The sequence below is a fragment of the Enterobacter cloacae genome, assembly GCF_013375935.1.
GTDB classification, from domain to species: Bacteria; Pseudomonadota; Gammaproteobacteria; order Enterobacterales; family Enterobacteriaceae; genus Enterobacter; species Enterobacter pasteurii.
Genome location: NZ_CP056117.1, coordinates 4,515,490 through 4,536,683, shown reverse-complemented (window position 1 = coordinate 4,536,683; position 21,194 = coordinate 4,515,490). Strand labels below are relative to the sequence as shown.

23 protein-coding genes are annotated in these 21,194 nt (G+C 55.4%); 11 read left to right on the top strand and 12 right to left on the bottom strand.

The annotated features are described in order from the left end of the window. Positions 1-16: 16 nt before the first annotated feature. Complete coding sequence (gene mtnK, locus HWQ14_RS21345; protein WP_176610912.1) at positions 17-1,216, bottom strand: S-methyl-5-thioribose kinase; 1,200 nt, start codon at positions 1,214-1,216, stop codon at positions 17-19. Between the two features lie 105 nt (positions 1,217-1,321). On the opposite strand from mtnK, the gene mtnA reads away from it, so the two are divergent. After that, entirely contained in the window at positions 1,322-2,338 is a 1,017-nt protein-coding gene (gene mtnA, locus HWQ14_RS21340) for an S-methyl-5-thioribose-1-phosphate isomerase (protein ID WP_176610911.1), read from the top strand. Positions 2,339-2,380: 42 nt separating this feature from the next. Next, positions 2,381-2,851 (top strand): SRPBCC family protein, encoded by a 471-nt coding sequence (locus tag HWQ14_RS21335; protein ID WP_176610910.1) that lies wholly within the window; start codon positions 2,381-2,383, stop codon positions 2,849-2,851. A 66-nt stretch (positions 2,852-2,917) separates the two neighbouring features. Here the strand turns inward: HWQ14_RS21335 and HWQ14_RS21330 are convergent, their stop codons facing one another. The 3 genes from HWQ14_RS21330 to HWQ14_RS21320 are packed head-to-tail and all read right to left on the bottom strand — an operon-like array spanning position 2,918 to position 4,781. Continuing rightward, entirely contained in the window at positions 2,918-3,484 is a 567-nt protein-coding gene (locus HWQ14_RS21330) for a 1,2-dihydroxy-3-keto-5-methylthiopentene dioxygenase (RefSeq protein WP_176610909.1), read from the bottom strand. Continuing rightward, a complete protein-coding gene (gene mtnC / locus HWQ14_RS21325) occupies positions 3,481-4,170 on the bottom strand; it encodes an acireductone synthase (protein WP_148419250.1) in 690 nt (229 codons plus the stop codon). Before mtnC ends, HWQ14_RS21330 begins: the two co-directional genes overlap by 4 nt. Next, on the bottom strand, positions 4,167-4,781 hold the full coding sequence (locus HWQ14_RS21320) for a methylthioribulose 1-phosphate dehydratase (RefSeq protein WP_176610908.1): 615 nt from the start codon (positions 4,779-4,781) through the stop codon (positions 4,167-4,169). Before HWQ14_RS21320 ends, mtnC begins: the two co-directional genes overlap by 4 nt. A 124-nt stretch (positions 4,782-4,905) precedes the next feature. Between HWQ14_RS21320 and HWQ14_RS21315 the strand changes: the two genes are divergently transcribed. Continuing rightward, positions 4,906-6,066, top strand: coding sequence for a pyridoxal phosphate-dependent aminotransferase (locus tag HWQ14_RS21315; protein WP_176610907.1), 1,161 nt, complete (start codon positions 4,906-4,908; stop codon positions 6,064-6,066). Here HWQ14_RS21315 and HWQ14_RS21310 read toward each other — a convergent pair whose 3' ends face one another. The 3 genes from HWQ14_RS21310 to citR form a co-directional block, all read right to left on the bottom strand. Further along, positions 6,067-6,693 (bottom strand): IbrB-like domain-containing protein, encoded by a 627-nt coding sequence (locus tag HWQ14_RS21310; protein WP_176610906.1) that lies wholly within the window; start codon positions 6,691-6,693, stop codon positions 6,067-6,069. Beyond that, positions 6,678-7,901: a phosphoadenosine phosphosulfate reductase gene (locus HWQ14_RS21305; protein ID WP_148419242.1), complete on the bottom strand. Its 1,224-nt coding sequence runs from the start codon at positions 7,899-7,901 to the stop codon at positions 6,678-6,680. Before HWQ14_RS21305 ends, HWQ14_RS21310 begins: the two co-directional genes overlap by 16 nt. Positions 7,902-8,074: 173 nt before the next feature. Next, positions 8,075-8,974 carry a DNA-binding transcriptional repressor CitR gene (citR, locus tag HWQ14_RS21300; RefSeq protein ID WP_176610905.1) on the bottom strand — a complete coding sequence of 300 codons (900 nt, stop codon included), beginning with the start codon at positions 8,972-8,974 and terminating at the stop codon, positions 8,075-8,077. A 637-nt stretch (positions 8,975-9,611) separates the two neighbouring features. Between citR and ahpC the strand changes: the two genes are divergently transcribed. Both ahpC and ahpF read left to right on the top strand, forming a co-directional pair. Next, positions 9,612-10,175: an alkyl hydroperoxide reductase subunit C gene (ahpC, locus tag HWQ14_RS21295; RefSeq protein WP_014882974.1), complete on the top strand. Its 564-nt coding sequence runs from the start codon at positions 9,612-9,614 to the stop codon at positions 10,173-10,175. Positions 10,176-10,322: 147 nt separating this feature from the next. Next, positions 10,323-11,888, top strand: coding sequence for an alkyl hydroperoxide reductase subunit F (gene ahpF / locus HWQ14_RS21290; protein WP_176610904.1), 1,566 nt, complete (start codon positions 10,323-10,325; stop codon positions 11,886-11,888). 58 nt (positions 11,889-11,946) lie between these two features. Here ahpF and uspG read toward each other — a convergent pair whose 3' ends face one another. Continuing rightward, complete coding sequence (uspG, locus tag HWQ14_RS21285) at positions 11,947-12,375, bottom strand: universal stress protein UspG (protein ID WP_176610903.1); 429 nt, start codon at positions 12,373-12,375, stop codon at positions 11,947-11,949. A 181-nt stretch (positions 12,376-12,556) separates the two neighbouring features. On the opposite strand from uspG, the gene HWQ14_RS21280 reads away from it, so the two are divergent. After that, the gene (locus HWQ14_RS21280) at positions 12,557-13,795 is read left to right on the top strand and encodes a zinc-dependent alcohol dehydrogenase (protein ID WP_176610902.1); all 1,239 of its coding nucleotides are present in this window, start codon (positions 12,557-12,559) and stop codon (positions 13,793-13,795) included. 107 nt (positions 13,796-13,902) lie between these two features. On the opposite strand, the gene rnk is transcribed toward HWQ14_RS21280, so the two are convergent. Continuing rightward, positions 13,903-14,313, bottom strand: coding sequence for a nucleoside diphosphate kinase regulator (gene rnk / locus HWQ14_RS21275; RefSeq protein WP_148419232.1), 411 nt, complete (start codon positions 14,311-14,313; stop codon positions 13,903-13,905). Positions 14,314-14,575: 262 nt separating this feature from the next. On the opposite strand from rnk, the gene HWQ14_RS21270 reads away from it, so the two are divergent. Then, complete coding sequence (locus tag HWQ14_RS21270) at positions 14,576-15,196, top strand: flavin reductase family protein (RefSeq protein ID WP_148419230.1); 621 nt, start codon at positions 14,576-14,578, stop codon at positions 15,194-15,196. 35 nt (positions 15,197-15,231) lie between these two features. Here HWQ14_RS21270 and rna read toward each other — a convergent pair whose 3' ends face one another. Further along, the gene (gene rna / locus HWQ14_RS21265; protein WP_176610901.1) at positions 15,232-16,041 is read right to left on the bottom strand and encodes a ribonuclease I; all 810 of its coding nucleotides are present in this window, start codon (positions 16,039-16,041) and stop codon (positions 15,232-15,234) included. Between the two features lie 94 nt (positions 16,042-16,135). Continuing rightward, complete coding sequence (dcuC, locus tag HWQ14_RS21260) at positions 16,136-17,503, bottom strand: anaerobic C4-dicarboxylate transporter DcuC (RefSeq protein ID WP_148419226.1); 1,368 nt, start codon at positions 17,501-17,503, stop codon at positions 16,136-16,138. 896 nt (positions 17,504-18,399) lie between these two features. On the opposite strand from dcuC, the gene pagP reads away from it, so the two are divergent. Both pagP and cspE read left to right on the top strand, forming a co-directional pair. Continuing rightward, a complete protein-coding gene (pagP, locus tag HWQ14_RS21255) occupies positions 18,400-18,975 on the top strand; it encodes a lipid IV(A) palmitoyltransferase PagP (protein ID WP_148419224.1) in 576 nt (191 codons plus the stop codon). Positions 18,976-19,165: 190 nt separating this feature from the next. Beyond that, the gene (gene cspE / locus HWQ14_RS21250) at positions 19,166-19,375 is read left to right on the top strand and encodes a transcription antiterminator/RNA stability regulator CspE (RefSeq protein ID WP_002439184.1); all 210 of its coding nucleotides are present in this window, start codon (positions 19,166-19,168) and stop codon (positions 19,373-19,375) included. Positions 19,376-19,594: 219 nt separating this feature from the next. Here cspE and crcB read toward each other — a convergent pair whose 3' ends face one another. Next, positions 19,595-19,978 carry a fluoride efflux transporter CrcB gene (gene crcB, locus HWQ14_RS21245; RefSeq protein ID WP_176610900.1) on the bottom strand — a complete coding sequence of 128 codons (384 nt, stop codon included), beginning with the start codon at positions 19,976-19,978 and terminating at the stop codon, positions 19,595-19,597. Between the two features lie 67 nt (positions 19,979-20,045). Between crcB and HWQ14_RS21240 the strand changes: the two genes are divergently transcribed. Continuing rightward, positions 20,046-20,834 (top strand): deaminated glutathione amidase, encoded by a 789-nt coding sequence (locus HWQ14_RS21240; RefSeq protein ID WP_176610899.1) that lies wholly within the window; start codon positions 20,046-20,048, stop codon positions 20,832-20,834. Positions 20,835-20,961: 127 nt separating this feature from the next. Continuing rightward, positions 20,962-21,165 (top strand): twin-arginine translocase subunit TatE, encoded by a 204-nt coding sequence (tatE, locus tag HWQ14_RS21235; protein WP_003858723.1) that lies wholly within the window; start codon positions 20,962-20,964, stop codon positions 21,163-21,165. Positions 21,166-21,194: the final 29 nt, after the last annotated feature.

Genomic DNA, 21,194 nt, shown 5'->3' with positions numbered 1-21,194 from the left:
CGACAGGGAGGTTTTTTTAGCCGTACTGACGCACTCTCGCCACCAGCTCTTCCGCGCTGTCGATACGGTCGGCAACGACAATCAGCGCCTTGCCGAGCGTAATCGCGTGGCGCAGGCATTCGTGGCGCATGGCGTCATCCGCAATGGTGTCGATATCCGCAACGTGAGAAAGCCCCACGCTGCGGCGAATCAGCTCGGTGCCGCAGAAGCCGATGGCGTCGTGCCAGACCTTTTTCAGAAACGCGGAGGCATAGCCCGGCGCGCTGAGCGCGGCGTCGCGCGTTTTCTCACGTGCCAGCGCCTGGAAGCGTTCCGCGAAGGTATTCCACAATTCCTGAATATCGCTCAGGCGCTGCTCGCGCGCGGCGGCGGCATCGCGAATGCCCAGATGCCCCGGCAGGCCGCAGAAGTTCAGCAGCAGGTTGCCGATGGCGGTGCCCACGTCAAAGCCAATCGGGCCGACGTAGCCGAACTCGGCGTCGATGGCCTTCAGGCTACCCTCTGCCACGAAAATCGATCCGCTGTGAATATCGCCGTGCAGGAGCGCTTCGGCGTGCGAGAAGAAGCGGTGCTTCAAGGAGGCCACGGCAATTTTCAACTGGGCGTCGTCGCGCAGGGCGGCGACGTCATTTTCCAGCTCGGCAGGGTAGCTGTTGCGCTCGTGGATCAGGTACGGATCGTTGAAGAACAGATCTTCGGTGATCTCGCACATCTCCGGGTTAATGAATTTCGCCACCAGCGCCTTTTTGTCGTGCGGGTGCAGGTAAAAGTCGCTGGTGTGGAACAGCGCGTGCGCGAGGTATTCACCCAGCTGACGCGCTGCCTGCGGGTAGTAAGTGTTGTTAATCAGCTCGCCGCGCCAGATGCGGTAGCTGGAGAGATCTTCCATCACCATCACCGCCAGCGCCGGATCGTAGTGGTGGATTTTCACCGTATGCTGCGGGCTGTGCCGGTAATGCTCGACCAGGGTTTGCGCCTCAAGGCGGGCGCGGTCCAGCGTCAGCGGCCAGGACTCGCCGACGCAGCGCACGTAGGGCAGCGCCTGCTTAACGATGATGCGGCTTACACCCTGAGCATCGAAAATTTTGAAGACCAGATTGAGGTTGCCGTCGCCCACTTCCTGCGCCTCTACCAGCGATGACGGATCGTCAAGACCGCCAAACTGCCTGGCATACTCCACGGCGTCCTGAGCGGTAAAGGTACGGTATTGCGACATGGCCTGCTCCTCACGAGTTTTACTAATTAAGACATGTAGACGTCTATACATCTGGATTTCATCCTGACACAATGTGCTACAACAACGCAACAGGGAATTAACGACATGCAGACATTACAGACGACCAGCCTGCGGGTGGCGGATAACCGGCTATTTATTCTCGACCAGCAGGCCCTTCCGCAGGAGAAACGCTGGCTGGACGCCTCTACGGTAGAGGCGCTGGTCGGGCATATTCATGCCCTGCGGGTGCGCGGCGCGCCGCTGATTGGTCTCTCTGCAAGCCTGCTGCTGGCGGTGCTGGCGGAAAACGGTAAACCCCGTGACGAACTGGCGGTGGCGCTGGAAACGCTTCGCGCGTCCCGTCCGACCGCGGTGAACCTGATGAACAATCTCGACCGTATGAGGCTTGCGCTCCGGCAGGACGATTTTGTTTCAGCGCTCGCAACCGAGGCGTTACGCCTGATTGATGAGGACAAGCGGCTTTGTGACGCCATCGCACGGGCGGGCAGCGCGCTGGTGAAGCCCGGCAGCCGCCTGCTGACCCACTGCAATACCGGCGGGCTGGCTACGGCGGGCGTCGGTACGGCGCTGGGGGTGATTGCCCGGGCGCATCAGGAAGGTAACGTCAGCAACGTCTGGGTGGATGAGACGCGCCCGTTGTTACAGGGCGGGAGGCTGACCGCCTGGGAGCTTGGCGAACTGAGCGTGCCGTATCGGCTGATTACCGACTCCATGGCGGCCAGCCTGATGGCAAAAGGGGAGGTGGATGCCGTGTGGGTGGGGGCAGACCGTATTGCCGCCAACGGCGACGTGGCGAACAAAATTGGCACCTACTCGCTGGCGGTGCTGGCGAAATTTCACGGCATTCCGTTCTACGTCGCCGCGCCGCATACCTCGCTCGATCCGGACTGTCCGAACGGTGAGGCGATCCCGATTGAGCAGCGCGCTGCCAGCGAAGTGACCGGCGTGGCGGGAAGTTTCGGCGCGGTCCAGTGGGCGCCGGAAAACGCGCAGGTTTATAACCCGGCGTTTGACGTCACGCCAGCCTCGCTGATTAGCGGCTGGGTGCTGGATACGGGCGTTGTCACGCCGCAAGAGGTGGCGAAAGGGAAATTTGCCTGAGTCCGGCTATCCTTTAAGGGGTTCCCTTAAGAGGACGATATCGTGACGCTCGATCCTGAAACTGACTTAAAACTTGAACGCGTGGTGGACGCACCGCGCGACCTGCTATGGCTCTGCTGGACCACGCCAGAGCATATCAAGAACTTCTTTATTCCTGCCCCCCATAAGGTGATCGAATGCGATCTCGATCTGCGCGTGGGCGGACGGTTCAATACCGTTTTCGACGTGGACGGGCAGCGGATGGATAACCGGGGCGTGTTCCTTGAAATCGATCCCGGCAATAAGCTGGTTTTTACCGACGGCTATACCGAAGGGTGGAAGCCGGCCGAAAAGCCGTTTATGACGGCGATTTTATTGCTGGAAGATGTCGGAGAAGGCAAAACCCGCTATACGGCGATTGCGCGCCATCCAACCCGGGAAATTCGCGAGCAGCATGAGCAGATGGGCTTTCATGAAGGGTGGGGGATAGTGCTGGATCAGCTGGTGGGGTATGTGAAGGGATTGAAGGGGTAATGCGCGCTGATGCCCTCACCCCAGCCCTCTCCCACAGGGAGAGGGAGCAAACATTAAAAACCGCAGCTATAGCTGCGGTTTTGCTTTCACCTGGGCCAGGCGCGGATACGCATCCGCAATTGCATCACCGGTAAACTGGGCCACCCAGCCCTCCGGATTATCGAATATACGAATGGCCGTAAAGTTAGGCTCGGAACCCATATCAAACCAGTGCGGCGTGCCCGCCGGTACGGAGATCAGGTCGTTTTTCACGCACAGCACCTGGTACACCTCATCGCCAATGTGCAGGCAGAACAATCCCGCGCCTTCCACGAAAAAGCGCACTTCGTCTTCCCCGTGGGTGTGCTCGTTCAGGAACTTCGCGCGCAGCGCGTCTTTCTGCGGGTTGTCGGCGCGCAGGCTAATCACGTCCCAGCTCTGATAGCCTTTTTCCGCCACCAGCTTATCGATCGCATGCTGATAGGCTTCGATCACCGCCTCGGGTGCGGGATCCTGTCCTATATCACGATCCGCCGCCCAGCGCTCAAAACGCACGCCTTTGGCGTTGAGCCGTTGGGCGATTCCGGCAGCGTCGGTGCTGTGCCACAGGGGCTTACTCGCGTCTTTATCAGAATAAATGGTCAATGCGCTCATGAAGGGATCTGCTCCGGGTTAATCTCGTCAAACTGGTGAACCTGATGGTGATGGCTCGCGCCGTCATCTTCACCGCGAATCAGCTGCAGGGTGCGGAAACCAGCCTGTTCAGCCGCGTCCAGCTCCTGATGAATATCCGACAGGAACAGGATCTGCGACGGGGCGATACCCGTCTGCGCCGCTATGTTCTGATAAGACTGCACCTCGCGCTTGGCACCAATGTGCGTATCAAAATAGCCGCTGAACAGATGAGTAATATCACCTTCGTCGCTGTAGCCAAATAACAGTTTCTGCGCGGCCACGGAGCCAGAAGAATAAACATACAGATCAATACCCTGCGCTTTCCATTTTTCCAGCGCGGGCAGTACGTCCGGGTAGAGATGGCCGGTAAAGTCGCCGTTCACGTAGCCGTCCTGCCAGATAATTCCCTGTAGGGCCTTCAGCGTCGTGGATTTACGATCTTCATCCATAAAGGCGAACAGCGTATGGATAAGGTCACTGATGCTGGCGTGGGGAGCGTCGATTTCTTCGCGCAGGTTGTCCAGAATTGATTTGACCGGCTCGGCGTACTGCTGCGCGGTCACAAAGGCCGCCAGCCGCTCACGCGCGTAGGGGAACAAAACGTCATGGACAAAACGAATATCGCTGGTGGTCCCTTCAATATCCGTCACAATCGCGCGAATCATACTCTCTCCAGTTGTCGTAAACGCATTTCACATTCAAATAAGAATTCTAGTCCTTCCAGATGACGGCGGGCTTCGGCCACGTCGCGTCCCCAGCAGGTTAAGCCATGGCCGCGCAGAAGAAAACCATAATTAAGCGGGCGTTCCTGCGCGTATTGGGCGATTCGCGAGGCGAGGGCGTCGATGTCCTGGTCGTTATCAAACACCGGGATGGCGACCGTATCCAGATGCGTTGTCTGCCCGGTGAGGGATTTTTGCATCTCAAAACCGTAGATCTTGAGCTCGTCCTCGTTGACCAGACGCGACAGCACCGTGGCGTTCACCGTGTGAACGTGCAGCACGGCGTTGGCCTCCGGGAAAAGGCGATAAATCAGGGTGTGCAGCCCGGTCTCTGCCGACGGCTTACGGCCAGACGGCGCGCGGCTGGTGGCTATCTCCACCTGAAGAAAATCGTCGGTGGTGAGGCTACCCTTGTCTTTGCCGGATTCGCTGAGCCAGCACAGACGTTCGTCCTGACGCACCGACATGTTACCGCCGGTGGCGGGTGCCCAGCCTCTGGCGCCAATCCAGCGGCAGGCCTCGACCAGCTGTGTGAGTTGCAGGTTGTCTGTCATTTCCTTTCCCTCCCGGGCGGCCGGGAATATTGATATAGTTTAGACGTCTAAGCGTCTTGATTGCCAAAGACTAACATCGTGTTATAGTGTCAGCAACATAAGTATTACATGCAGGTACTGCACCGTGAGCGATAACGCATTGATTCCGAAGAGTAAACTACCCAGCCTCGGCACCACGATCTTTACGCAGATGAGCGCCCTGGCGCAGCAGCACAACGCCATTAATCTCTCGCAGGGGTTCCCGGACTTTGACGGCCCGACCTTTTTGCAGGAGCGTCTGGCGTACCACGTTGCGCAGGGATCGAATCAGTATGCGCCGATGACCGGCGTGCAGGCGCTGCGCGAAGCCATTGCCGATAAGACGGCTGAGCTGTACGGCCACAGGCCCGATGCGAACAGCGAGATCACGGTAACCGCAGGGGCGACCGAAGCGCTGTATGCGGCGATAACCGCCCTGGTGCGTACGGGCGATGAGGTTATCTGTTTTGACCCGAGCTACGATAGCTACGCCCCGGCTATCGCGCTTTCAGGGGGCGTGGTAAAACGCGTGGCGCTCCAGCCGCCGCATTTCCGCCCCGACTGGCAGGCGTTTGCCGCGCTGCTGAGCGACAAAACCCGGCTGGTGATCCTGAATACGCCGCACAACCCCTCGGCGACGGTGTGGCAAAAGCGCGACGTTGAAGCCCTGTGGCAGGCCATCGCCGAACGTGAAATCTATGTTCTGAGCGACGAGGTGTATGAGCATATCTGCTTTGCAGAGGAGGGTCACGCCAGCGTGCTGGCCCATCCGCAGCTTCGCGAGCGTGCAGTTGCGGTGTCGTCATTCGGTAAAACCTACCACATGACCGGCTGGAAGGTGGGGTACTGCGTGGCGCCCGCCGCCATCAGCGCTGAGCTGCGCAAAGTGCACCAGTACCTGACGTTTGCGGTGAACACGCCAGCCCAGCTGGCGCTGGCGGATATGCTGCGCAGCCAGCCCGGACACTACCGCGAGCTGCCGGATTTTTACCGCGCGCGTCGGGATCTGTTTGTAAATGCCCTGAGCCAAAGCCGTCTGGAGATCCTGCCGTGTGAAGGCACCTATTTCCTGCTGGCCGACTACAGCGCCATTTCCGATCTGGATGACGTCAGCTTCTGCCGGTGGCTGACGAAAGAGGTGGGCGTAGCGGCAATCCCGTTATCCGTTTTTTGCGCCGATCCCTTCCCGCACAGGCTGATTCGTCTCTGTTTCGCGAAACAGGAATCGACGCTGCTGGCGGCGGCTGAACGCCTTAGCGCGCTCTGATTATTTTACCGTCCAGGCTTCTGAGTAACGACGGTCTGCAAAGAGTTCCAGCAGGCCGTTGATTTGCTTGAGCCGCAGCACCTCGTCGCTGTCCATCCCCAGCTCCTGACTGATTTTCACGTTGTCCCAGCCAAGCTGCACCAGTTCACGCACGATGTCTGACATGGCGTGAATCTGATGCCGGCCGCGCGCGCGATTGTGGCGAATGGTGGCCGCCATTCGGTCGAACTTTTTCTGCCGCTCTTTGCGCAGGCAGGTGACCGGAAGATACCCTTTAAGCTGGCGTTTCAGCCCCGCCCGGGTGGTCCCAATTTCATGACGATGGAAGCCATCGACGATTTCATAGTGGCGGGCACCACTTTCCGTCACCACGATGGGCTGGGTGAAGCCGTCCATCTCCAGAGAACGACACAGCAGCCGCTTTTCAGGAGGCGCGACGTTATTGGGGTTGTAATCATTCGCGCCGATCTCCTCCTGTTTGATCCACAGCACGCAGTCGACAGGCTGTTCGCGAAAAGGGCTATTTTCATGGATGGCCTGACGAAAGGCGTTAATGGCTTCAATACGTTCATCTTCGGAAAGCGACTGAAGATAGTTATTCAGTTCGCTTATTAATCGCTGTTGCATAAGATCCCCCACTCCTTGCGTTTAGATTTGATCCGTTCGCTGTACCGCTGATAGTGCTTCGGTTTATTGGGACTAAATGAAAGGGCACGACACCAGTAGTCATTATTGAGCAATACTTTGCACACCCGTCGCCAGGACGGAATATCCCTGGCGCCGATATCGCCCTCCTGGGTGTCGGGAATATCGGCCATGCCTCTCTTCTGATACCAGTGCAGATAAACGGCGATTTTATTGCGGTAATGTTCCGCTGTGGGCTGCGGCATGCTGTCCAGGAGCAGCATGGCGTACGCTCGCCAGCTGAGCGCGTCGGGTTTCAGGATTTTGCGGTGGCCATAAAAGTGATTGTCCTGCCCGGCGTAGATGCCGCCGCTGCGCACGCCGCTTGCGCGTTCGCACATGGTTGCCCAGCGCTCCGGCTCGACAACGTGATACAGCCACAGGCCCTGACGCTGCTCGGGACCGAAGGGTTCGCAGATGCGCATATAGCGCGGGGGGACGCCGGCCTGAAACATCAGGTCATACAGTGGGTTATAGCAGCCGCCCGTTTTGGCAAACCATGTCCAGATATCGGCGGTTTTCCAGTCGTAAAGCGGATAGACGTACCAGGCGTGGCCGCCGGGAGCGACGGTCGTCCAGGGTTTGTCATCCGCAAAGCGCTGCTTGCGCGCGTTGGCGATAGTCAAAAAGCGATTGTAGGATTCGTCGGCGCGGATGCCCACCATCATGGCGGCAGGGCGTTTTTTGGCAAACCAGTCGGAAAAGGCGCGGACGAAGGCTTCAAACGTCATGCCCGGCTGATAGAAATCAAAGTAGTCCGGGCTGGTCACCGCACCAGCAGGCGGCTGGCGCACCCAGTTTTTACCCGGCTCCCAGCACTGCCATTCTGGCTGGAATTGTGAAAGCGAGTTCTGCGTGGTCAGCGGCAGGGCTACCCACCAGCTTTTCTCAATGATATCCGCGTACAGCGCGAGCATGTTATTCACATGATCAATAGTGGAGGTGAACTGCGCTTCCCAGTCAATAAAGAGCACGTGGATTTTCTTTCCCAATTTTCGGGCCTGCTGCGCCGTTAAATGGAGCATGACGGTGGAATCCTTGCCCCCTGAAAATGAAACGCAGACTCTGGGTAAATGCTCAAGTGCCCACGTAATGCGCTCTGTCGCGGCTTCAAGGACATTTTGATTGAGTGGATACTTATAAATTGACAAGGGCAAACTCCTCCTGGAAATAAATACCGGATGGTTGTGTCAATACAGGAGAGAGAATAATAATAGTGAAAATAAAGGCAGGTAAATCAAAAATAAAAATGTTTTCGATAACTATAAGTGGGAGTGATATTTAAGAGCAATGAACTGGCTGTGAGGGCCACAGCCATATCACGTCACTTCTCGGTGATTTCATCAATGAATTTCGAAAATACTGAACTGTTAAGCGCGGAACGGTTATAGATCATAAATACTTCGATAGGCGGCAGCGTGAAGGGCGTTTCAATTCTTTTAAGGCGTAATACGTCCTGATATTTGGTGAACAGCGCTTCTGGCACATATCCAATTAAATGGGACGCGCTTACCATAGCCATGATTGAAAACAGCGAGTCGGTGCGAAAACCGATCGTCCTGTCAGAATGGACCTCTTCCGTTTTTGACTGATAGTGTTTAACGCCCGCCGCATCGCTCATAAACATCGTAAATTTTTCGGCCTGAAGTTCTTCTAAGGTCGCAAAATCCTTTATACGCGGATGATCCTGGCTGCAAACGTGTATCACGTCGAAGCGAGCATAGGGAACGCAAACCATAGAGCGGTTGCTGACGGGGGCCATCGAGAAAATGAGGTCGGCTTTGCGGTACGCAAGCAGGTCTTCGGCAGAGTCAGCAGAGAGCAGCATATCGTGAAGTTCAATCTCGTAATTATGCTCCCTCATCAATAATTTCATGGGGTTAATAAGATTGTTGGTTGTCAGAACCTGAAGGCAATAGATTACAAAATTCTTCTTAAGCGCTGACCCATGCATAATATTGATGGTTTGCTCAAGCTGATTAAGGTTTTGCTCAAGATGATGATGAAGATTGACCCCTACGGTCGTGGGCGTGATCCCTTTGCCCGAGCGGATAAACAGCGGATCGTTGAGCTGGTTACGCAGCCGCTGTAGCGACTGGCTGACTGCTGATGGCGTAATGTAGAGCGTTTCCGCTGCCTTACTGATGCTGAGATGTTGGTATATGCATTCGAATATGACCAGCAGGTTAAGGTCGAATTTTTTGAGATCGTAGAGGTTTGCCATTTTTCATCCTGAGCGTGCTGCGTTGCGTTATCTCATCACTGATAACTATAGAACTTAGTTAACCATTTACCATCCTGGTGGTTAACTCGCTTAATTATCATTAAATATGGGCTTAATATATCACGATGATAGATTAATGAAATAGTTCTTCAAAGAGTATTAAGGTATTTTTATCTTTAAAAGAGAAAACAGAATTGAATAAAAATAGTGTCATTTATATATAGACAAGTATTTATCACTCATTCTTATTTTTCCCGCCGGTGCGTCTGTACGGCATCATATGCAGCGTTCGGTAAAACCTATCACAGCCATAGACACGAATGCCCCTCTGGCGGATTGCTCCGTGCCGTTGGCGGTGTTGTAATCAACGTGCTGTTACGGCCTTGATATAAAGGTATGTAGAGCGCAACGCAACGCCAGCTCCGGCTGGCACTGAAAGTTCCTGTGGGAAGTTCAGGTATCAGGGCCGCCCCAAGGGGCGGCCTTTTTACTTTTGCGCCTTTCCCGCATTTCGTTCACATGGTTGTCTTGTTCGGGTTGTTAGGTTTGGCTGATTGATTTGATAAAGCATACGCATTAGCCCCGATGAAGAAAGTTGGTTACCTTACATCTCAACGAAAACACGGAGGAAGTACAGATGTCCTTGATTAACACCAAAATTAAACCTTTCAAAAACCAGGCGTTCAAAAACGGTGAGTTCATTGAAGTAACCGAGAAAGATACCGAAGGCCGCTGGAGCGTGTTCTTCTTCTATCCGGCTGACTTCACCTTCGTTTGCCCGACCGAACTGGGCGACGTGGCAGACCACTACGAAGAACTGCAGAAGCTGGGCGTAGACGTTTACTCTGTGTCTACCGATACCCACTTCACCCACAAAGCGTGGCACAGCAGCTCTGAAACTATCGCGAAAATCAAATACGCGATGATCGGCGACCCGACTGGCGCCCTGACCCGTAACTTCGACAACATGCGTGAAGATGAAGGCCTGGCTGACCGTGCCACCTTCGTTGTTGACCCGCAGGGCATTATCCAGGCTATCGAAGTTACCGCTGAAGGTATCGGCCGTGATGCGTCTGACCTGCTGCGTAAGGTGAAAGCGGCTCAGTACGTTGCGTCTCACCCAGGCGAAGTATGCCCGGCGAAATGGAAAGAAGGCGAAGCAACGCTGGCTCCATCCCTGGACCTGGTCGGCAAGATTTAAGCCTGCAAAGCCCGGCGGCACAACGCCTGCACGGGCCTACACATGGGCGCACCTGCGCCCATTTCATTCCAGCACCATGATGCAAGTTGCATTCAGGCGGCCCTGTAAGGCGGCTTGCATGATGACGTTTTAAGAGAGGGAAGAATAATGCTCGACGCTAACATGAAAACCCAGCTCAAGGCCTACCTTGAGAAACTGACCAAACCAGTTGAGCTGATTGCCACGCTGGACGACAGCGCGAAATCGGCAGAAATCAAATCGCTGCTGACAGAGATCGCCGAGCTGTCGCCGAAGGTGACGTTCAGGGAAGATAACGCGCTTGCCGTCCGTAAGCCTTCTTTCCTGATCGCCAACCCGGGCTCCGACCAGGGGCCGCGTTTTGCCGGCTCTCCGCTGGGTCACGAATTTACCTCACTGGTTCTTGCGCTGCTGTGGACCGGTGGACACCCGTCTAAGGAAGCGCAGGCGCTGCTGGAGCAGATCCGCGATATTGACGGTGATTTTGAGTTTGAAACCTATTACTCGCTCTCCTGCCACAACTGCCCGGACGTGGTGCAGGCGCTGAACCTGATGTCGGTTCTGAACCCGCGCATTAAGCACACGGCGATTGACGGCGGTACGTTCCAGAACGAAATCACCGAACGCAACGTGATGGGCGTTCCGGCGGTTTATCTGAACGGCCAGGAGTTCGGCCAGGGCCGCATGACGCTGACCGAAATCGTTGCCAAAGTGGATACCGGCGCAGAAAAACGCGCGGCGGAAGAGCTGAGCCAGCGTGATGCATACGATGTGCTGATTGTCGGTTCCGGCCCGGCGGGCGCGGCGGCTGCGGTTTATTCTGCACGTAAAGGGATCCGTACCGGCCTGATGGGCGAACGTTTCGGCGGCCAGGTGCTGGATACCGTAGACATCGAGAACTACATCTCCGTACCGAAAACCGAAGGCCAGAAGCTGGCAGGCGCGCTGAAAGCGCACGTCAGCGATTACGATGTGGACGTTATCGACAGCCAGAGCGCCAGCAAACTGGTTCCGGCGGCGGTGGAGGGTGGCTTACACCAGATTGAAACCGCCTCTGGCGCGGTGCTGAAAGCGCGCAGCGTGATTATTGCCACCGGTGCGAAATGGCGCAACATGAACGTGCCGGGTGAAGATCAGTATCGTACTAAGGGTGTGACCTACTGCCCGCACTGCGACGGCCCGCTGTTCAAAGGCAAGCGCGTGGCGGTGATCGGCGGCGGTAACTCCGGCGTGGAAGCGGCTATTGACCTGGCCGGGATTGTCGAACACGTTACGCTGCTCGAGTTTGCGCCAGAGATGAAAGCGGACCAGGTCCTTCAGGACAAAGTCCGTAGCCTGAAGAACGTCGACATTGTGCTGAATGCCCAGACGACGGAAGTGAAGGGCGACGGCAGCAAGGTGACCGGCCTGGAATACCGTGACCGTATCAGCGGCGATGTGCATAGCGTCTCGCTTTCGGGGATTTTCGTACAGATTGGTCTGCTGCCTAACACCACCTGGCTGGACGGCGCGATTGAGCGCAACCGCATGGGCGAAATCATGATTGATGCTAAATGCGAAACCAGCGTGAAGGGCGTATTTGCGGCGGGCGACTGCACTACCGTACCGTACAAGCAGATTATCATCGCAACCGGCGAAGGTGCGAAAGCCTCTCTGAGCGCGTTTGATTATCTGATCCGCACCAAAACGGCATAATAAAAGAAAGTAAGACGACACCTGCAATACAGGAGGCCACCCAAAGGTGGCCTCTTTTTTATCTGACGACCATCACCGGAATGTGGGTGTGGCGGATCACGCTGGACGCGTTCGACCCCAGCAGGTGAGTCGTGATAGACGGGTTGCGCGAACCGATCACCACCACGTCCGCGTTCAGCTCCCCGGCAAGCTCGTTAACGGCGTCGCGTACGCTACCGAAGCGGACGTGCGTTTTAATGCGGGAAGGATCGATGCTGAAATGCCCGACCATGGTTTGCAGGCGCGTTTCGGCTTCGTGCTGCAAATGCTCTTCGAAGCGACGCACGTCGGCGGCAAAGCGGTGCAGGCTCAGGCTGGCCGAGCCCGGCAAAACGTGCAGAAGATGAATAATCCCGTCCTGCTGCGCGGGAAATTCCGCGTGACGTACAGCCTTATCACTCAGTTCCATTTCGAAAACATCAACCGGCATAATGATTGTTTGATACATAACCGTTTCTCCTTGTTTATGAACGCTGTAATCATTCAACCACAAAATATAAATGGTTTCTGTAATCCCGACAGCACTTTTTTATCTCGCCAGGATAAATCTCAAAACAGCCGGATTCCGGGGCAGATCCCGTGAGGTAGCTACCCTTTTATAAGCTTACCCACACCCTTTCGGAGGTTGCATGAAAGCTCTTACCTATCACGGTCCCCACCATGTTCGGGTCGATAATGTTCCCGATCCCGGCATTGAACAGCCAGACGATATCATCCTGCGCGTAACCGCCACGGCAATCTGTGGCTCCGATCTGCATCTGTATCGCGGAAAAATTCCTAAGGTTCAGCACGGCGATATCTTTGGTCATGAATTTATGGGCGAAGTGGTGGAGTGCGGGAGCGAGGTGAAAAACGTGCAGAAGGGGGACCGGGTGGTGATCCCGTTTGTGATTGCCTGCGGCGACTGCTTCTTTTGCCAGATGCAACAGTACGCAGCCTGCGAAAACACGAACCGCGGGCAGGGCGCGGCGCTGAACAAAAAGCAAATTCCCGCCCCTGCGGCGCTGTTTGGCTACAGCCATCTTTACGGTGGCGTACCGGGCGGACAAGCGGAGTATGTGCGCGTGCCGAAAGGCAACGTGGGGCCGTTTAAAGTGCCGCAGCTGCTGTCTGACGACAAAGCGCTGTTCCTGTCGGATATTCTGCCTACCGCCTGGCAGGCGGCGAAAAATGCCCAGATCCAGAAAGGCTCCAGCGTTGCCGTATTCGGTGCCGGGCCGGTGGGGCTATTGACCATTGCCTGCGCGCGTCTGCTTGGGGCCGAGCAGATTTTTGTGGTTGACCATCATCCCTATCGGCTGCGGTTTGCCCAGGAGCGCTACGGCGCCATTCCCATCAACTTCGATGACGATAACGACGCGGCGGAAAAAATTATCGAGCAGACGGCCGGGCAGCGCGGGGTGGATGCGGTTATTGATGCCGTCGGATTTGAGGCCAAGGGCAGCACGACGGAAACGATCCTCAGTAACCTGAAAATTGAAGGCAGCAGCGGCAAGGCGCTGCGTCAGTGTATCGCTGCGGTGCGCCGCGGCGGCGTGGTCAGCGTACCGGGCGTCTATGCCGGCTTCATTCACGGCTTCCTGTTTGGCGATGCCTTCGATAAGGGGCTGAGCTTTAAGATGGGGCAGACGCACGTGCATGCCTGGCTGGGGGAACTGCTGCCGCTTATCGAAAAAGGGCTGTTGACGCCGGAGGACATTGTGACCCATTACCTGCCGCTTGCGGATGCGGAGCGTGCCTATAAGATTTTCGAAAAGCGGGAGGAGGAGTGCCGCAAGGTCATTCTGGTGCCCGGGGCAGATACGCCGGAGGCAGCGCAGCAGCAGGTGAAGGGGCTGGTGAATGCCTTCCCCGGCGGCGTCGTGTGATGTCGCTCACCGGTGGCGTTTAAGCGACAGCACCGCCGCGACGAGGTTGCGGAAAGAGGATGCAGGTGCATCCTCTGTGCAAAGCGGGAGCGCTTGTTCAGAAGGGATTAACGCAGGTAATCGCCGGCAGCTTCGGGCTGGTAGAGCAGCTCGAGCACTTCGAGGTGGGCTGAGGCTCCGCCCGGCAGTTCCCAGTGGATGGTATCGCCCGTGCGTAACCCAAGCAGCGCCGCGCCCACGGGAGCCAGAACCGAAAGCTGCGTGCTGCTGTCGGTCATCTGCGCCGGATAAACCAGCGTGCGGGTCAGCTCTTCCCCGGTAGTCAGGTTACGGAACCTCACCCGGCTGTTCATGGTGACCACATCGTGCGGCATGGTCTCAGGCGTACACATCTGCGCCCGGTCTAACTCCTCGTTCAGCGCATCGGCGACCGGCAGCGCGGCAAATTGTGGTTTTTCCAACAGGCGGTCAATACGTTCTGCGTCGAGTTCGTTGATGATAATTGTGGGTCTGGACATTTTTACTCCATGTCGTTAATGCTGCGCGTAACGCAGAAACCAATCCAAAAGAAAACCCTCGCCGTCTGGCAGCGAGGGTTTAACGTGTCTGATGATACTGTCTGAACCGGTAAGTTTGAAGTGATGAGCGTCACATTCATGCGCCATATGAATTTTTGGCAATAATCCAGGCGTTCCGGTTCACGCTGCACTGAAATTTGGTTACGCTGGGGAAACCGAACCAGGACAACGCGCATAGCAGCCCCACCGCAGAGAGAGCAATATGTACTTTTACCAACCTTCTCAGGGACACGGCCTGCCGCACGACCCGCTGAACGCCATTATCGGCCCGCGTCCCATTGGCTGGATCTCGTCCTGCGACAAGGCCGGCCAGCTGAACCTTGCCCCGTACAGCTTCTTTAACTGCTTTAACTATCGTCCCCCGATAATTGGATTTTCCAGCAACGGCTGGAAGGACAGCGTGCGCAATATTACCGAAACGGGGGAGTTTGTCTGGAACCTCGCCACGCGCGATCTGGCCGGGGCGATGAATGAAACGTCCGCCACGCTTGCGCATGGTGAAGATGAATTTACCTTTGCAGGCCTGACGCCCGCAGCCAGCCAGCTTGTGGGCGCGCCGCGCGTGGCTGAAAGCCCGGTCAATTTTGAATGCCGTTTATCACAGTGTATTCAGCTTACCGGCGCCGATGGCACGCCGATTGATACCTGGCTGGTGCTTGGCGAAGTCGTTGGCGTTCATATTGCCGAAACGCTGCTGGAAGAGGGGATTTACCAGACCGCGAAAGCGCAGCCCATACTGCGTGCGGGCGGGCCGTCGGCCTACTACGGCATCAGCGACAGCCATCGTTTTGACCTGGTGCGCCCGGACGCGCGTCGGGGCTGAGATGCCGCACCATGCGGCATCTGCCCGCAGGTGCGTCAGTAACCGGCTTTATCAATCACAAACTGTTTGCCGCAGTTGCCCGGATGCGGCTGTGGTGCAAAAGAGCCGGCAGAGAGCGGATTGTTAATGGTGTCGGACTTAAGCGAGATCTGCATTTCGGTCAGATAGGCCGGATTGCCATGGCAGGTGAGCTTGAACGCTTTCACGTTCTGTTTGCCCCAGCTTTTAGCCACGGCGGCATCAAAGTCGCTGCGGCGTACGGTTTTGCCATAGTTTTCCGCCAGAAATTTCCCTGCCGCGCTGCTTTTCACTTCCTGATTCAGGCGCACCATGGTGCCGAAGTAGGCGTCTGGATCAAAACCGAAGCAGACGCCATGTTTCGCATATTCGTAACGTTCAAGGCAGGAATTGCCGCCCGCGCCGGGCATCACGCTGTTCAGCTTCGCCGCGCCCGACAGGGATAGACCGGTCTCTGCGGCGGCGCATTTGCGGCTGGCTTTTGCTTGCGGCATGTCGGGCACGGGGCGGGTTGCGCAGCCGAAGCGCATCCAGCGGCGCTCATCCACCCCGCGCGCGGCGATGGATTTAGGCAGGCCGGGCCACAGGCCGTGGACGGTCAGAAAATCGGTTTTATTGCTGCTCTCTTTTTGCAGCCGGCATTCGTCCGGCTCGTTGCGGTTACGTTCGACCATGCTCTGGCAAAATCCGGTTTGCCAGGAAAGGGCCAGAACGTAGCGATCGAAATCGGCATACTGCGTTGCCCTGAGCGGGTCTGCCTGCGTTGAGAATACGCAGAGTGCAAGCGCTACTGCGCCAGACGGGATAACGATATCCTTCCTGAACATTTTCTTTCCTGATTGGTTGGGCGCGATTAATTTCTGGGGGTTATTAAAGCACAAAAAGCGCCAACAGGCGCTTTTTGGAAATCAGGAATTTCGCTTAGGCAGCGCCGGGGACCAGCACTTCGGTAGCGATAATGACGATAATCAGGCCAACCAGCACCGGCACCGACGTGCGTTTTACCACTTCAAAAGGCGAGATTTTTGCCATTCCGGCAACCGCCACCACCACGCCCGATACCGGAGAGATGGTACGACCCAGGTTAGAGGCCTGAAGCATCGGAATGGAGAGATAAGCCGGGTTGATGCCGGAGGAGTGTGCCAGTTTAGGGATCATCTCGACGAAGGCGTAGAACGGGGCGTTACCGGAACCGGTTGTCATTGCCGCCAGCATGGTCAGCACGACCAGCACCAGCATCAGGATAATGCTGGCCGAGCCGAACGAGGTGGCGATGGAGATCAAACTCTGGATAAAGCCGATGGTGCTCAGCCCCTGGGCAAAGACGCCTGCGGCCACCAGCAGCATTACCACGCCCGCGAAGGCATCGGCCATTCCGCGGTAGGCGACTTCCAGACCGGAGAATACTTTCTGCGTATTGAAGCCACGCACAAATTCCAGCAGGGCCGCCAGCAGCATGCAGATCACCAGAATGGTGATGATGTGCAGCTGCGGGCCCCATTTGCCGTCAAAGATAAGCACGCCAATAATCGGGGTGAACGGCAGGATGGAGTAAAAGGCCGGGGCAGTGGTGGTGATTTCACTCACGTCCATCATCTCGTGACTGATGTTCTCTTTCTTGTCGAGATAGCGCTGCCAGAAGAAATGCGCCACGCCCATGCCGAGAATGGCCGTAATCGAGATCGGCAGCGTGGTCTTGAAGGCGAAGTCAATCAGCGACATTTCCGCCGCTTTCGCGGCCAGCACTACGTCACCGGAAGTAGGGGAGAGGATAATCGCCGCCGGAGAGGCGCAGATAGCCGCTGCCGCGCCGCGGCTGATCCCGACGTTGACCATCACCGGGAACAACGTCGCCATTAGCAGCACGCCGAGACCCGTGGCGGAGGAAACGGCTAACGACATCAGGCAGGCCAGGAAATAGGCCGCGACCATCAGCAGGTAGGGGGAATTAATATATTGCAGCGGCTTAGAGGCCAGCTTTACGACCATATCATTGGCGCCGATATGGGTCATATAGGCCGCAAAACCGCAGAGCATCATGATCATCATGCCCAGATCGCCGCCGCGGCTCATCAGCAGAATTTTAATATATTCCACAATATCGGTGGCGGTATATCCGGTGCTGGCTTCGCTGGCCGGTAAAACCTGATGGCCCATTAGCGCGCTGATAATCAGCAGCGTCAGGCCGCCAACGAAGAGCACGCCGGTGGCCGAGTACCCTTTGATGATGTAGCGCGCTACACCGACAATGACCACGACTCCGATGAGGAGTTCGAGAAAAGTAAGCATGATTTCCCCTGTATCCTTGCTGCCCGAGAGCACAAATAATCAATAGAAAAAGAAGCCTGAAATGTGCCGAATAAATGGCCTGTTCTTGCTGATTAAAATCAAGAAAGCGACTACTAAAGGCGATGATGACGATATTTTTGCTAACCCTGCATCATTTATATTAAGTCGTTATTGACCTGATTAATAGCGATTACATGTCATTAATTTGAGGGTGAAGTGTTAATCTTTTGATTATTACTTGCCGTTTGCCGTACCGCAAGCCAGAGCGCGTTTGGCAAAGCCGGTCGGGCAGACGCGGCAACCGCATCCGCGCCGTCGTTTTCGTCGGTGAGGCAACCCCGGGAAGTGGCAGCTTGGGCATCCTCGCGCTCGCCATGAGATTAAACGCGCAATGGCCACGCTCAAAATAGCCCTGCCTGTTGCGCTGATATTTATATTCTTCCTTTTATGGTTACCCTTTAAGCGGATAACGGGTGTCCTGATAATAATAGCGGCCTTAGCGGTCTGGTTTATTTGCTTTTCCAGAATGGTGGAAGAGTTTCACGTAATTATGGTTCTCTTTAAATCTTGCGAATAATAAATATTCCAGCGTTAAGCCTGAGGGGGAATACCGTGCCGCGCGAGTGTCCGAAGATAGCCTCCGCTATGGGAGGGGCCGTCGTGTAGGGCGGTGGGCGTGGTCCGGAGCCGAACCGGCGCGTCGCGGCGCAGTGTGAAATGTTACGCCAGCGTTAAATATGTCACCTGCTCGTGCTTATTCAGGCACGCTGGTCTTATCTTATAAGAGTGTTCTTAATAGTACGTGATTAATTAGGAATAACACCAATGCCGTTAAGCATTCATTCAAGTATTCTGTGCTAAGGTCTGTACCGAATACTAAATATGGTAATGGCATTGTGATTGTACGAATTAAATTCCCCCTGATTTTATTGTTTATTATTGGTCAGCTCTCTTTCGCATCCGTTGTTAATGCGCAAAGCAGCACTGCGGATAAAGGCTGGTTCTCCACGTTCACCGACAATGTTGCGCAAACGTGGAACGAACCCGAGCATTACGATCTCTACATTCCGGCCATTACCTGGCATGCACGTTTTGCCTACGACAAAGAAAAAACGGACCGCTATAACGAGCGTCCGTGGGGAGCCGGGTTTGGTCAGTCTCGCTGGGATGAAAAAGGCAACTGGCATGGCCTGTACCTGATGGCGTTTAAGGACTCCTACAACAAATGGGAGCCCATTGGCGGCTACGGCTGGGAAAAGACCTGGCGACCGTTATCAGACGATAACTTCCGTCTGGGGCTGGGCTATACGGCTGGGTTTACGGCACGCGATAACTGGAAATACATTCCTGTTCCGGTGCTTCTGCCGCTCGCCTCTATCGGTTATGGCCCGGCAACGTTCCAGATGACCTACATACCGGGCACCTACAACAACGGAAACGTTTACTTCGCCTGGATGCGTTTTCAGTTTTAACTGAATTTGCACGGTGAGCTGGACAAAAAATGCACTGGTAATGAATTGTAAAGGATAAAAATCGGACAGCGAAAATTAACGCGACTTTTGTCACTTTTTATCAAAGATCCGCTGGACAAAACGCCTCACAATTGTTGTACTGATACCCGACACAGCATTTGTGTCGTTTTTTAATGTAAAGGTAATTTTGATGTCTAAGATTAAAGGTAACGTTAAGTGGTTTAATGAGTCCAAAGGATTCGGTTTCATTACTCCTGAAGATGGCAGCAAAGACGTGTTCGTACACTTCTCTGCAATCCAGTCTAATGGTTTCAAAACTCTGGCTGAAGGTCAGCGCGTTGAGTTTGAAATCACTAACGGTGCCAAAGGCCCTTCTGCTGCTAACGTAATCGCTCTGTAATTCAGACGCGTCAGCAAGAATTTCAAAACCCGCTCACTGAGCGGGTTTTTTTCGTTCTGAATCAACCTGTAAGATAGATTTTCAGAAAGCTGGCGACGATTAACACGCTCAGCACTACCATTCCCGCGCTTAGCAGATTTTCCTTCATGCTATCACCCTCGTTCAGTTTTGCGCCAAGAGTGACAGAGAAAAATTAAGCCAACATTAAGGCTGGCGGGCTTAGTGCGCGCTGGCGGTAGAAAATAACCAAAACGCGATCGCGGTCATCGCAAACGATCCAAGCATGTTAACGGCAATGTTCGCCAGCGCCCAGCCCACGCGGCCTTCCTGAAACAGAAACACAACTTCCGCAGAGAAGGTCGAAAACGTCGTTAACCCGCCGCAGAACCCGGTCGTGATCAGCACTTTCCACATTGGGTCGATAGACGTCATGCGGTTAAACCAGGCCAGCCCCATTCCGATAATAAATGCGCCAATCAGGTTTGCTGCCAGTGTGCCCATCGGTATGGCCTGATGCAGAGGGTTAAAGCGCATGCTTAAGAGCCACCGTGCAACGCTACCCGTGCCCCCGCCAATAAAAACGGCTATAAGTAGTTGTAACACTGTCAATACCTGCTATTTGATGTGTGAGTGCGTCGAGTGTAACGCTGTTTTTAACCGGGAGACAATTATGTATGTTGCGGTAGGGCAGTTTGCGGTAACGCCGGACTGGAATGAAAACGCGCGTAAATGCGTCTCCCTGATGCGTCAGGCGAAGCAAATGGGGGCGTCGTTGCTGGTGCTGCCTGAGGCGTTACTGGCACGCGATGACAGCGACCCGGATCTGTCGGTAAAGTCTGCGCAAATGCTGGAAGGGGCGTTTTTAAAGCTACTTCTGGCCGAGAGCGTCGGCAACTCGCTCACCACCATATTAACCATCCACGTGCCCTCCACGCCCGGGCGGGCGGTCAACACGCTGGTGGCCATACGTGAAGGCGCAATTGTTGCGAGCTACGGCAAACTTCATCTGTACGATGCGTTCAGCATTCAGGAGTCGCGCCTGGTCGATCCGGGCAGCGTTATTCCGCCGCTGATTGAGGTGGCGGGTTTTAGCGTCGGGCTAATGACCTGCTACGATATTCGTTTTCCCGAGCTGGCGCTGAACCTGGCGTTGCAGGGAGCCGAGGTGCTGGTTCTGCCTGCTGCCTGGGTCAAAGGACCGCTTAAGGAGCACCACTGGGCGACGCTGCTTGCCGCACGCGCGCTGGATACCACCTGCTATGTGGTAGCCGCGGGGGAATGTGGTAACAGGAATATCGGGCAGAGCAGAGTAGTCGATCCGCTGGGGGTTACCGTTGCCGCGGCGGCGGAAGCGCCCGCGTTACTGATGACGGAGATAAGTTCAGCGCGAATAGCGCTTGCGCGTCAGCAATTACCCGTTCTGCGTAACCGCAGGTTTGCGCCACCGCAATTAATATGATGTTTTTTTCAACAATGCTTGATTCACCTTGTTACAGATTGCTATTGTGTGCGCGCGCCAAATGTCCGTTAATACGTTCAGGTTTTTGGCGCTGACTTGCAGCCTGTTTCATGTAAAGAAGGTATTTATGGGTGAGATTAGTATTACCAAACTGCTGGTGGTTGCCGCACTGGTCGTCCTGCTGTTCGGTACCAAGAAGTTACGCACGCTGGGTGGAGACCTGGGTGCTGCCATTAAGGGCTTTAAGAAAGCAATGAACGATGATGACGCGGCAGCGAAGAAAAGTGCCGAAGACGACATCACGGCACAGAAGCTGTCCCACAAAGAGTAATGGCAATGCTGCAAGGCTTGCATAAAAAA